Source organism: Paenibacillus sp. PvR133 (genome assembly GCF_017833155.1).
Classification (GTDB): Bacteria; Bacillota; Bacilli; order Paenibacillales; family Paenibacillaceae; genus Paenibacillus; species Paenibacillus polymyxa_B.
In genome coordinates this window covers 3,475,605-3,487,996 of sequence record NZ_JAFIBS010000001.1, presented here as the reverse complement: position 1 = coordinate 3,487,996, position 12,392 = coordinate 3,475,605, and the positions used below count along the sequence as shown (strand labels likewise).

At 46.2% G+C, this 12,392-nt stretch carries 11 protein-coding genes; all 11 read right to left on the bottom strand.

Annotation, left to right across the window (positions count from 1 at the left end; genetic code table 11):
• Nucleotide 1: 1 nt before the first annotated feature.
• The 11 genes from JOE49_RS15500 to flhA all read right to left on the bottom strand — a co-directional run bounded on the left by JOE49_RS15500 (nucleotide 2) and on the right by flhA (nucleotide 12,380).
• Entirely contained in the window at nucleotides 2-1,411 is a 1,410-nt protein-coding gene (locus JOE49_RS15500) for a DUF342 domain-containing protein (protein WP_023988205.1), read from the bottom strand.
• A 44-nt stretch (nucleotides 1,412-1,455) separates the two neighbouring features.
• Nucleotides 1,456-2,244 carry a FliA/WhiG family RNA polymerase sigma factor gene (locus JOE49_RS15495; protein ID WP_013309911.1) on the bottom strand — a complete coding sequence of 263 codons (789 nt, stop codon included), beginning with the start codon at nucleotides 2,242-2,244 and terminating at the stop codon, nucleotides 1,456-1,458.
• A gap of 14 nt (nucleotides 2,245-2,258) precedes the next feature.
• Complete coding sequence (locus tag JOE49_RS15490; RefSeq protein ID WP_013309910.1) at nucleotides 2,259-2,672, bottom strand: hypothetical protein; 414 nt, start codon at nucleotides 2,670-2,672, stop codon at nucleotides 2,259-2,261.
• A gap of 2 nt (nucleotides 2,673-2,674) precedes the next feature.
• Entirely contained in the window at nucleotides 2,675-3,172 is a 498-nt protein-coding gene (locus tag JOE49_RS15485) for a chemotaxis protein CheD (protein WP_010346358.1), read from the bottom strand.
• On the bottom strand, nucleotides 3,165-3,791 hold the full coding sequence (locus tag JOE49_RS15480; RefSeq protein ID WP_023988204.1) for a chemotaxis protein CheC: 627 nt from the start codon (nucleotides 3,789-3,791) through the stop codon (nucleotides 3,165-3,167). Before JOE49_RS15480 ends, JOE49_RS15485 begins: the two co-directional genes overlap by 8 nt.
• A gap of 3 nt (nucleotides 3,792-3,794) precedes the next feature.
• Nucleotides 3,795-4,256, bottom strand: coding sequence for a chemotaxis protein CheW (locus tag JOE49_RS15475; RefSeq protein ID WP_007430046.1), 462 nt, complete (start codon nucleotides 4,254-4,256; stop codon nucleotides 3,795-3,797).
• 62 nt (nucleotides 4,257-4,318) lie between these two features.
• On the bottom strand, nucleotides 4,319-6,415 hold the full coding sequence (locus JOE49_RS15470) for a chemotaxis protein CheA (RefSeq protein ID WP_023988203.1): 2,097 nt from the start codon (nucleotides 6,413-6,415) through the stop codon (nucleotides 4,319-4,321).
• Between the two features lie 33 nt (nucleotides 6,416-6,448).
• Nucleotides 6,449-7,993, bottom strand: a complete 1,545-nt coding sequence (locus tag JOE49_RS15465; RefSeq protein WP_209943636.1) for a chemotaxis protein CheB — start codon at nucleotides 7,991-7,993, stop codon at nucleotides 6,449-6,451.
• Between the two features lie 30 nt (nucleotides 7,994-8,023).
• Nucleotides 8,024-8,911, bottom strand: a complete 888-nt coding sequence (locus JOE49_RS15460) for a MinD/ParA family protein (RefSeq protein ID WP_209941760.1) — start codon at nucleotides 8,909-8,911, stop codon at nucleotides 8,024-8,026.
• The gene (gene flhF, locus JOE49_RS15455; RefSeq protein WP_209941758.1) at nucleotides 8,908-10,350 is read right to left on the bottom strand and encodes a flagellar biosynthesis GTPase FlhF; all 1,443 of its coding nucleotides are present in this window, start codon (nucleotides 10,348-10,350) and stop codon (nucleotides 8,908-8,910) included. The genes JOE49_RS15460 and flhF overlap by 4 nt, the downstream gene beginning before the upstream one ends.
• Complete coding sequence (gene flhA / locus JOE49_RS15450; RefSeq protein WP_016820963.1) at nucleotides 10,347-12,380, bottom strand: flagellar biosynthesis protein FlhA; 2,034 nt, start codon at nucleotides 12,378-12,380, stop codon at nucleotides 10,347-10,349. The genes flhF and flhA overlap by 4 nt, the downstream gene beginning before the upstream one ends.
• Nucleotides 12,381-12,392: the final 12 nt, after the last annotated feature.

Here is a 12,392-nt window from a genome sequence, read left to right as displayed (position 1 = left end):
ATTACACGTAGGAGGACATGCTGATGTCTCCTTCGTGATAATAAAACGCCATTCTTTCCACTGAATCTTTAATGAATTTTGTATATCTGCCGATAACTATTTTAGAGCCACCGTAAATTACATTTTTCACTTCTACCCGTGCGCGGCTTGTATCCTCTAATGTTCGTTCAATTTCAAGCATTCTGGACTTGGTTTCCAAAAGCTCCTGTTCATTAGACTTTTTAGTAGATGTCAGCTTGATTCGCATAGCCATTCTTTCAGGTGCAAGCTGTCCGGCGGCGGCAAGCTGATCCAATATGGTAAGAGCCTTATTCGTTTTATCCTGACTGTCTGTCTGCTGCTTCAAACGTGCGCGGAGTTCTGTCAGTTCATCGCGCAGTTCGGGAAGCACACCAACTTCGATAACAGTAGCTGTGGACATCGTATTACCGATGGTACGAGCCACTACCTTTTTACCAGCTTGTACACTGCCACCTACGATAAGCCCTTTGGTCCCCTCACAGAGTACATTTACACTCGCTTTAATCTGGGAATGCATGATGCTCTGGGATACAAGTATATCGCCTCCGGCAATCACGTTACCATCTTGTATGAATGAGCATTTGACATTTTGTGCAGCTTTCACGAACCCCTTATGGTATCCGATAATACCGCCACTGATTTCCACTGAACCTTCCGCCTCAATTTCAGCGCCTTCCACACCACCGATGACACGAATGTCGCCAGCCGCCCGAACACGAAAACCAGTCAAGACATTCCCACGAATGACGACGGTTCCAACAAAATCAATGTTACCGACACTATAATCGACGTCCCCGTTCACTTCATATACAGGGAATACATTAAGTTTGCCCTTTTCAGTCGTAGTCACCAGTCCGTCAATAGCCGCATACATCGCAACACCTTCTGGATGGATCACTACATTTTTTCCGACTTTAAAACGCGCCTCTTTACCTGGAAGAAAAGGAATTTCCTCTCCGGTTACAGCAATCCCCGGTACACCCGGCACAGGATCAACCCGTTCGGCAATCAGTTGACCACGTTTTACATTTCTTAAACGAGTTAATTCTTTATAATCCACCCGTCCATCCACGGTTTCAAGCGGCTTATGTGCATCTTCGCCAGTCACAATATCAGCCAGATTAATTTTTCCGTCTGTGCCATGGATCGGCTGCTTTCCCTGAGCAATCAGTAATTTTCCGAAGAAATGATCTTCCGGACTTGCCGCAAATACACGAATTGCATCGGTCATTAAACCGTAGGATATTTTTTGGTTGCTTAGAAAACGCTCTAATTCTTCCACAGAACAGGCAAAGCCTTCTTCACGTTTGGCAAACTCCAAGTAGGCGGTTTGTTTGTCAGGTGAGACAACCACTTTTAAAAACTGGTCCAAAGCATATTGCTTCTCCACAAGGGTGCTCCTTCCGTCTAACTGTTACTGTAACCTCCCGTACGTTAATCTTTACGCATTAGCAAATCCCGTTGTTTGTCCAATGTCGCTCTCAGACGTAATATTGCTTTGGAATGCAACTGTGAAATTCGCGATGGAGATAGCGACATGACCTCAGCGATTTCACTGAGTGACAAATCCTCGTAATACAATAAAGAAACAACGATACGTTCTTTTTCAGTCAATTTATCAATGCCTTGTGCAAGGGCATCACGAAGTGTAAATTCATTGACCTTATGATCCGGATTTTTCGCCTTCTCGTCCACCAAAAGGGAAAGCCGTGTTTCCGATTCCTCTTCGCGGATCGGGTCCTCCAGTGAGACAATCGACATAACGGCGACCTCCTGGATCATATTTTGAAACTCTTTCTCAGAAACGTCCAAATAATGACTCATCTCTTCGTCGCTTACCGTGCGTAGATATCTTTGTTCCAAATGCTGGTAGGCATCCTCGATTTTTTTCGCTTTTTCCCTAACTGAACGAGGAACCCAATCCCCTTGACGAAGACCATCCAAAATCGCTCCACGAACACGCCAAGAAGCATAGGTCTCAAACTGCAAGCCACGCTCATAGTCAAATTTCTCTAAAGCGTCAATCAAACCCATAACGCCATTACTCGCCAGGTCATCCTTGGATACATTTTTAGGCAATCCTACTGCAAGACGGCCTGACACATATTCCACAATATGGAGATACTTTTCAATTAACTGTTTTTTTGCTTCCTTGTCACCGTGTTCTTTCCATTGTTCCCATAGTTCGGAATGGTTTAAATGAGCGGCTTTTCGCTCGTTCATCGGCTTCACCCTCCTTATTTGTCTGTCAGGTGACGAACGGCCTTGGCCAATTCTTCAGGGTCCTTGTTGGAAACCAGCTTAGGTGGGTTTAAAGGTGCGAAACCATTATTCCCCTCGTCCGTCTGCTCTGGTTTCGGTTTCAGCAATTCATTCAGGTCTTCATTTTCGTCTGGTGTCGTCAGGTCCAGGTTACCCCCTACGCCATCTACCTGAGAGCTTGCCCGGCTTTGGGCATTCCCCAGATCTGGCCGCGCCACAACACCTAGTGTCCAGCGCAGCACAAATGCAAGTAGGAACCAAAAAACGAAGGCGATCAAGCCACGAATTAAGCTCGTGGTCAGCAGATTGCTGCCAACGGACAACACAAAAGTCAGAATAAATCCGACTACTCCAGACCAAAGATTAATGCGTAAGCTGCCAAATAACATGTTTATAATTCCTTTACACCTTTTTGTACGCTTCGAATATTCAAAACGCCAGTTTCAGAGTCCAACTCAATCGTTCGTCCATAATTGCCACCTGTGTCCTCCGCAATCAAAGGAATGCCGAGATCTACGAGCATTTCCTTGCATGATTCTACATTACGTGGACCAATCCGCATGGTGTCTCCACTACCAGCAAAGGCGAACATCTGCGCTCCCCCTGCCATTTTGGCAATCAGCCTGCGTCGTTCAGCACCCAATTTCAGCATCCGCTCAAATAACTCGGGCAGCGCCGTATCGGCGTATTTAGCAATATTCAGTTGCCCTTCACGTGCAATATCCGAGGATGGTAGCATCACATGTGCCATACCTGCCAATTTCAAATGAGGATCGTAGAGAGTCAATCCGACGCAGGAGCCAAGTCCTGTCGTGCGAATCGAGTTCGGGTTACTGGTAACATTTAAGTCAGCCATACCGACTTTAATGATGCTTTTATCCTCAATCATCGTTCATCGGGACTCCTAACGACCTAAAGATTTTCCCGAACGATTCTGGATCAGGAATCAGGAAAAATTGACCCTCTATCTGATTCTGCCCTTCCAGAAACGATGTGTCAATCAATAATGCAGCATCCCCCATCTGCCCAAACTGCAGCAGTCCATAGCTGAGAATTGCTCCTGCCATGTCCAACGCCAGCGCAGGGACTGTTGGATACATAGATAAACGCGTAAAGTCTGCCAGCGAAGACAGGTATGAGCCCGCTAAAATGTTTCCGATCTCCGACAGGGCTGAGTGCTCCATTTCGTTAAAACTGTCCTCGTCATCTGAAGGAATATTCGCCAAACGGGAAAGTAAGCTTTTTGCCGCCTGAGGCTGCAATATGAAGAATAGATTCCCGGGGGCTTCCCCTTCTACCCTAAAAAATATTGCAACAACAAGTTGCTCATAGCCGCCGACTTTCTCGGCAATTTCCTCAAAGGGCAGCATTTGTACTTTGGGGACACCCATATCGACCGGTTTATTGAGAAGCCGGGAGAGCGCTGTAGCAGCGTTCCCCGAGCCAATGTTGCCGACTTCTTTCAACACATCCAACTTGAAGTCTTCAAGATTTCCGAGATTTTCCATATGTTAATCCTCTAAGCCTTCCAGTTGGTTCATCTCGCTACGATTCAGGACTTCCGACAAGTTCAGCATAATCAACAAGCGCTCTTCACCAATTTTAGCAACTCCGCGAAGGTATTTAGCCTTAACTCCGCCAATCACTTCCGGTGGTGTCTCGATATTGTCAGTATTCAGGTCAATAACGTCATTCGCTGAGTCAACGATAAAGCCGACTTGCATTTCACCCACTGCAACGATAATGATGCGAGTTTGATCGGTATATTCAGCTTCAGGCAATCCAAATCGGCCACGAAGATCAATAACCGGAATGACTACGCCTCTCATGTTGAATACGCCTTTAACAAAATCGTAGGTTCTTGGAACCCGTGTAATCGGCACCATGCGTTCAATAGATTGGACTTTTTCTACTTCAACACCGTATTCCTCTTCACCAAGCTTAAATACGATAACTTTAATTTCTTCTCCCATGTCTAAAAACCCTCCTTATTGATGTCAGCAACTTCACATTTCTTTCATTTCTGATGAAGACATTATTTAATGAAAACATTCGGGTCAATGATCAAAGCAACCTGACCGTCACCCAGAATCGTGGCGCCTGAAATTCCTTGGATGTTTGGAAGGTATTTGCCCAGATTTTTAAGGACAATTTCACTTTGCCCCAAAAAGTCCTGTACGGAAAGAGCTGCCAGACGGTCTCCCTTGCGGATGACCACGACCTCTGTCTCTTCTTCTTCATCTTCATTGAAGTCCGGTACCTCAAACAGCTGACTCAAGGAGATGAGCGGGATATGAGAATCGCGGAAAGCAATCATTTTATTGCCATGTACAGAACGAATTTGTGTCCGTTTGACGATCGCAGTTTCCACAATGGAGGACAATGGAATCGCATATTTTTCAGAACCGATCTGTATCATCATGGCTGCAATAATGGATAGGGTCAGCGGCAATTGTACAGAGAAATTAGTGCCTTGGCCCAGTGTAGAGTGAACCGTAACATTGCCACCCAAAGCGGTGATTTTGGATTTAACAACGTCCAAACCGACACCGCGTCCTGATACGTCTGAAATGACTGCAGCTGTGCTAAAGCCCGGAGCAAACAATACCTGATAGGCTTCCTCGTCGGTCATGACCGCTGCCTGCTCTGCCGTCAAAATCCCTTTGGAAATAGCACTGTTTAGTACCTTATCGCGATTAATACCATTTCCGTCATCTTCAATCTCGATGAATACGTTATTTCCGCTATGGAAAGCACGCAAGTTAACCGTTCCTGTCTCAGGTTTACCAGCTGCTATCCGATCGGCTACCGACTCAATGCCATGATCCACGGAGTTACGAAGCAAATGCACCAGAGGATCGCCAATTTCGTCGATAACAGTGCGGTCCATTTCAGTCTCTGCTCCAGTAATAACCAAATCAAGTTTTTTATCCAGCGATTTGGCCAGATCGCGCACCATACGCGGAAAACGATTGAAAACAGTATCTACTGGTACCATCCGCAATTTAAGAACGACGTTTTGCAAATCGCTGCTCACACGACTCATGTGCTCTACGGTTTCTGTCAGTGCTGGATTGGAAGCTTCACTTGCCAACTGCTCTAACCGCACACGGTCAATAAGCAACTCGCTAAATAAGTTCATAAGTACATCCAGACGTTCAATATCTACACGAATCGTACGGTTATGCGTAGGCGCAGCTGCCTTAGCTGCTGGCGCCTTACCTGCAGCTGGCTTAGCCACAGAGGCCGCAGCTGGAGACTGCGGCTGGGAAGGAGCAGGTGGTTGCACGGCAACAGGAGCTTCCTGTACTGCAGCAGTCTCAGCCAGTCCAGCAGTAACTTCGCTCATTTGTTTAAGCGATTCCTGATCTAGTTGTACCACTGAGACAGTCTCAATTTCAGAGATACCCGCGATTTCCTTTTCCAGCTCCCCAACTTCTTTCTGCGTTATGTAATATAACGAGAAGCTTTGCTCGAATTTCTCCTGCTCAATATCCTGTACCGACGGATAGGCCTTGACGATTTCACCAGAGTTTTCCAGCGTATTGAACACCATAAAAGCACGTGCCGCCTTCAACTGGCTCTCTGAGCTGATTGTTACCTGTATATAGTGAACACGATGTCCTTCAGAAATAGATTGCTCCAGTACAGAATACTGGAACTGATCCAAGACAAGCCCAGCACTATCGTTTTTGTCCACTTTTTTAGATGGAGACTCCTCAGTGGCAGCATTTGCGCCAGACTTTTGGAAATCCCCGCTCACGATGGATTGTAGTGAAGATACAATAGAGGAGACATCCGCTTTTCCGTCGCCTCCCTCTGTAATGTGCTGCACCATGGACTCCAAAGCATCCAATCCTTTAAATAAGGTATCGAATATAAATTCATGCATCGCCAGCTTGTTGTTACGTACCAGATCAAGAACGTTTTCCATTTGGTGAGTGAGCGATGCTAGGTCTTCAAACCCCATCGTAGCAGCCATTCCCTTGAGGGTATGGGCAGAACGGAAAATCACCTGAACGATGCCTAGATCGGTTGGATTGCTTTCCAGTTGAAGCATTTTTTCGTTAAGAGATTGCAGATGATCATTCGACTCATCAATAAACATGTTTAAATATTGGTTCATGTCCATTGTGAGACACCTCCTCCATGAGTTACACTCCGATTATTTCACAACTTGTACAAGCTTGGGGGCGATCTCCTGCATTGGCAGAAGGTGACGCACACATTTTAACTCTACTGCTGAGCGGGGCATTCCGTACACTACACAAGTTTCCTCATTTTCAGCAAATGTGGATTGCACCCCAGCATCATAAAGCTTTTTCATCATTTTGGCCCCGTCGCTCCCCATTCCAGTGAGCAATACTAGATGCCGCTCCAACGAGGTTAACGAGAGCAACGATTCAAACATCGTATCTACGGAAGGACGGTGACCATTGCGAGCTTCCTCCATCTTCAGTGACACAGTGTATTTACCACCGGCTCCTGGCACAATTCTTAGTTGATATCCCCCTGGGGCAATGTAGGCCGTTCCAGTCTCCAGCGTCATTCCCTGCTCAGCCTCCACAACTCGGAGTGGACTTAACGTGTTTAAGCGTTGTGCCAGCGAACGAGTGAAGTTTGGCGGCATATGCTGAACGATAACGATTGGAGCAGGAAAATCACCAGGAATGCGTTCCAACAGCGTCTTAAGCGCCCGCGGGCCGCCCGTAGAACATCCCACCGCCACCAGTTTGCGAAAGCTGGACGTGTGCACACCTTTTTTAAGAGAAAATCCCTTAGATGTGGCAGGAACTGTAGGTGCCGTTACTGGAGGCGTAGCAGCCGCAGGAGTAGGCGTAGCTGATGAAATCACCGTCTTACGGGGCTCCGGCTTAACCAGCCCTGCTTTATCCTTACCATGCAGCGATTTGCCAGCGGCCGTATTAGAACTGTTTAGTTGCCCTGGTGTTCGTCCCATCCCCTTGGACAAGTCTTCCTTCTTCTGAACAGTAGGTGCTTGGACTGACTTGCTTGTCTGAGCACCTGGCTGTTCTATGCGCCCCGCTGTAACAGATGTTCCAGACTGTTGTCGTTTAGTTTCCTGCTTGGCTGTTGCCGGGACGGACTTGCCCGCATCACGCTTCGGCTGAGCTGATACAGCAGGTGAAGGAGCAAGCGGAACAACAGGAGGCTTGTCTGTCGAAGCTTGACTGCCTGTTCGTTTCTCAGTCACAGCCTGTCCTGGAGGCTTTTCCTGTGGCGTTTTCTCCGCTTGTTCCAATGCAGCTTTGCGCTCATTAGCTTCCTTGCGTTCCAGGCGGCTCCGCACTGCTTGCATAGCAGTGTGCATCTGTTCCAGCAGCGCCTTGCTCACTTGCTCAATATCTTGCGCATGAGCAATGGAAGGCTTTCTTATAAAATCGAAAGCTCCTGCCTCCAGAGCCATGATGGTCTCCTTCATACCTTGTTCATTAATGCCTGACAGCATAATAACAGGTAGCGGATGGGCTGCCATAATCAATGGCAATGCTTCAAGACCATTCATTTCAGGCATCTCGACATCCATGGTGACCAAATCGGGCTGCAATTCCTTCACTTTCTCTACAGCCTCTTTGCCATTGGCGGCTGTACCTACGATGTTGAACGACTCATCCCTTACAATTAAATCTGTAATAATTTTGCGCATAAAGGCCGAATCATCTACAACCAGCACCTGGTAAGCACACATGTTAAACACCTCTGTTTCCTCTCATCAAAATCAATGTACAGAACGCCGCAACCATTTTTGCATAAACCCTTTAATTCCACTCAATGCACCTGATTGCGGAATCTGTGGCATTGCTGCAAAACGGTGTGCCAGATTCAATACATCTCTTGAAGCCGCACATCCCGGAAAAGCAACCATAAAAGGTACTTGCCTTTTGACTGCTTGCATGACATGAGTATCATCACTGATATGTCCAAGCAACGGGATTTCGATCTCCAAAAAGCGTTTCGCAACCAGTGCGATCTTATCGGCAACTTGACGGGCCTCATTATCGTTATCGGCACGATTGACTATAATTTTGAATGCCGTATCCTTTTGTAACCCGCTGACGACTTTAATTAGCGCATACGCATCTGTTAAGGACGTAGGTTCCGGTGTGGTTACGACCAGGCATTCGTCAGCTGAAGTGATGAATTTAAGGTTTTCTTTAGATAAACCTGCACCTGTATCAAATAAAATGTAATCCATATCTGCCGCCATTTTCTCTACTTCTTCGGCAAAATAATTCAGATCGTTATCCGATAACGTAAACAATTCGCTCAAGCCCGATCCTCCAGCTATATAGGGCAAACCACCTACACCCGTTTGAATAATTTCATCAATTGATTTCTCACGTTTTAGCAGGTGAAGAAGATTGTATTGTGAATTGGCTCCCATTAATACATCAATATTGGCCATACCTATATCAGCATCAAACACAAGTACCTTTCGACCAAGGGATTGCAGAGCCAGAGCAAAGTTCAGCGTGAAATTGGATTTGCCCACCCCGCCTTTACCACTGGTGATCGTTATAATTTTTGCTTGACGATTACGTGGGGGCAATCGATATTTATCCAATGAAGAAGCCATTTGTCTAAGTGATTGGGCTTGGTCACTCATATGGAATCTCCGTTAACTCCTGTTGATGCTTTGGGTCCAAGCAGCATGCTTGTCACCATTTCTGCATCGGGATGAAGCAGGTCGTCAGGAACATTTTGTCCATTGGTAATATAAGCCAGCTGCATCGGAAAATGATGCAAAAGGTTAAATATCCCACCACAGCTACCTGTCTCGTCCATCTTAGTAAATACAACCTTACCAAGACCAAACTTACTGAAATGTCCAGTTATATTGAGCATATCTTTACTTTTGGATGTCAGACTGAGTACCAGATACGTCTCACTTTCATTAATAGGCGAAAGCAGACTTTGCAGTTCCGAAACAAGTAATTCATTACGATAATTTCGTCCTGCGGTATCCATGAGGATCAGGTCACAATGTTCCAGACGTTGAATGGCTCTGTGGACGTCACCAGGAGATTGCACAACTTCAAGCGGTACATTCAAAATCGTAGCATATGTACGCAGTTGCTCGACGGCTGAAATCCGGTACGTGTCAGAAGTAATAAATCCAACTTTGCGATGATGCTTAAACAACTGCTCTGCTGCTAACTTGGCAATGGTTGTCGTTTTCCCTACTCCGGTAGGACCTGCCACATACACAATTTTGGTATCTTTAGAGATCCCTTTGTCCAGTCTTGTCTGAATAAAACTGGCCACTTCCTCACGAAAGGCTTGTTCCCAATCAAAAGTTTCAGGCGCAAAAGGGTGCTCACTCCGACGCACATATACCTGTTCGAGCCAATACTCCAGTAAATCACGTTCCACTTCCTGCTCCAGTACACGCTCACAAATCTCTTGCAACGGCTCCGGCCAAGTACTTTCCAATGAAGAATTTCGGGAAAACCGAGTCATCATGGCTTTCATTTCCCGCAATTCATTAAGCAGAGCCTGATTTTCTTCTACTCCGCTCTTATCTGGAGCACTTACTTCAATGGGCTGTTTAAACAGTTCACTGGATGATTTCATGTTCGAAAGCAATGCTTCATGATCAAGTGCTTGAGATATAGTCTCCAGATTATTTGCAGACCTAGATGACAAATGCTCAGTTGCTGAAGCAGCTTGTTCTTCATTAATCGTTAATTCAGCTTGTTCTTCTTTGGAACCACCCGTCATCTGCGTTACCCGTCGATAAGCTTCTGGAGCAGCTTGTCTGGGAACCACAGACATAAATGATTTTTCTGGCTGTTCAGGAGCGTTCATTAGAGGTGAAGCCGCCTGGGCAAGTTCTTGTGAAGAGGGCCCAAACCGTCGTGGCTTTTGAGGTTGCTTCTCCTCTACCGCAGCAACCACTTCGATTTTCTTTTTACTGAACATTCCCATGAAACCGCCGACCTTCATTTCTTTTGTACTTAAAATGACGGCGTCTGTTCCTAAGTCACCCCTGATTTGCAGCATAGCTTCTGGCATGGTATCCACTACATATCGTTTCACTCTCATAAGTTCACCACCCCGACACTTTGAATTTCAACGTTCGGCTCCAGCTCACTGTACGACAGCACCGGGACATCCTGCATCGTCCGCTCCATCACTTGCCGCAAATACATACGAATTGTCGGTGACGTTAACACAATAGGCTGCTGTCCAGATTGAATAAGGCGGTTGATTTGCTCCATCATTCTTTGATACACCGTTTGCGTAGACACCGGATCAAGAGCCAAATAGCTACCTTGCTCCGACTGTTGCACGCTTTCAGCAATTTTCTTCTCCAATCCTGGTCCCACTGTAATAACGCGTAACGTCTCCCCTTGTTGGGCAAATTGCTGCGTAATCTGGCGGGACAACGCCTGACGGACATATTCAGTCAGCACGTCGGGATCTTTTGTATAAGTGCCGTAGTCAGCTAATGTTTCGAAAATAGTCACCATATCGCGAATGGAGATTTTTTCTTTCAACAGCTTGGCCAGCACTTTTTGTACATCCCCAATCGCAAGCACAGAAGGAATAAGGTCGTCCACCAGCACTGGATAATTCTCTTTGAGATTGTCGACCAGCGACCGTGTTTCCTGTCTGCCAAGCAACTCATGAGCATGTTTCTTGATCGTCTCCGTAAGATGAGTAGCTACAACTGAAGGTGGATCCACTACGGTATAACCCGATAGTTCCGCAACATCCTTGGTGTTCTCATCAATCCAGAGCGCAGGTAATCCGAAGGCTGGTTCCGTCGTTTCGATTCCTGTAATAGAATCATCGTCGTATCCTGGACTCATAGCCAGGTAATGATTTAACAGAAGCTCTCCGCCGCCCACGGTATTACCTTTAATTTTAATTACATACTCGTTAGGCTTGAGCTGAATGTTGTCCCGAATACGAATGACCGGCACAACCAAACCCAGCTCCAAAGCACATTGACGACGGATCATAATAATCCGATCCAATAAATCCCCGCCCTGCTGTGTATCCGCCAGCGGAATTAACCCGTATCCAAATTCAAATTCAATTGGATCTACTTGAAGCAGATTAATGACACTTTCCGGACTACGGACTTCTTCAATTTGTTGCTCCTCTTCCAGCTGCTCATCGGCTATCTGCTTGCGCTCCATATTGCCCTGCATTCTTCGAGCCGCGAAAAACAGCAGTATCGCCAGTGGAAGAGTTGTAATGATATGAATAGGTGTGAAAAGTCCCAATAATGCAATTGTGGCTGCCACAATGTAGATCAGTTTTGGATAAGAAAAGAGCTGTCCAGTTAAATCCTCCGCCAAGTTGCCATCCGACGTAGCCCGCGTAACAATCAAGCCTGACGCCGTGGATATGAGCAGTGCGGGAATCTGGCTGACCAGTCCGTCACCGATGGTGAGAACAGAATAAGTCGACAGCGCCTCTTGAAATCCTTTTCCCTGAACGGCCATACCGATAATAAAGCCACCGACCAAGTTAATGATCAAAATGATAATACTAGCAATGGCATCACCTTTAACGAATTTACTCGCACCATCCATCGCTCCGTAAAAATCTGCTTCCCGTTCAATTTTACTGCGTCGTTCACGGGCTTGCTGCTCATTGATCAAACCTGCATTCAGATCAGCATCAATACTCATTTGTTTACCCGGCATCGCATCCAACGTAAACCGTGCGCCTACCTCAGCAACCCGCTCAGATCCCTTGGTGATAACAATGAACTGTACGACCACGAGAATGAGAAAGACAACAAAACCGACGGCAATTTGCCCTCCTGCAATCCAACTACCAAACGTAGCAACTACTTCCCCTGCATGGCCCTCACCTAAAATAAGTTTGGTTGTAGAAATATTAAGTGCCAATCGAAACAACGTTGTAATGAGCAACAATGAAGGGAAAATAGAGAACTGTAATGCTTCCTTCGTGTTCATAGAAACGAGTAGAATCATCAAAGCAATAGAAATATTAATGACGAGTAGGATATCCAGCAGCCATGATGGGATCGGGAGAATCATCATAAGAACGATACCGATGACGCCTGCAAGGACAGTTATTTCTTTTATTTTCACGGGTCTCTAGCC

Bases quoted from the DNA above. Each gene is read 5' to 3' on its own strand.
- JOE49_RS15495 (WP_013309911.1), bottom strand. From the start codon at position 2,244: ATGAACGAGCGAAAAGCCGCTCATTTAAACCATTCCGAACTATGGGAA.
- JOE49_RS15490 (WP_013309910.1), bottom strand. From the start codon at position 2,672: ATGTTATTTGGCAGCTTACGCATTAATCTTTGGTCTGGAGTAGTCGGA.
- JOE49_RS15485 (WP_010346358.1), bottom strand. From the start codon at position 3,172: ATGATTGAGGATAAAAGCATCATTAAAGTCGGTATGGCTGACTTAAAT.
- JOE49_RS15480 (WP_023988204.1), bottom strand. From the start codon at position 3,791: ATGGAAAATCTCGGAAATCTTGAAGACTTCAAGTTGGATGTGTTGAAA.
- JOE49_RS15475 (WP_007430046.1), bottom strand. From the start codon at position 4,256: ATGGGAGAAGAAATTAAAGTTATCGTATTTAAGCTTGGTGAAGAGGAA.
- JOE49_RS15470 (WP_023988203.1), bottom strand. From the start codon at position 6,415: ATGGACATGAACCAATATTTAAACATGTTTATTGATGAGTCGAATGAT.
- JOE49_RS15465 (WP_209943636.1), bottom strand. From the start codon at position 7,993: ATGTGTGCTTACCAGGTGCTGGTTGTAGATGATTCGGCCTTTATGCGC.
- JOE49_RS15460 (WP_209941760.1), bottom strand. From the start codon at position 8,911: ATGAGTGACCAAGCCCAATCACTTAGACAAATGGCTTCTTCATTGGAT.
- flhF (WP_209941758.1), bottom strand. From the start codon at position 10,350: ATGAGAGTGAAACGATATGTAGTGGATACCATGCCAGAAGCTATGCTG.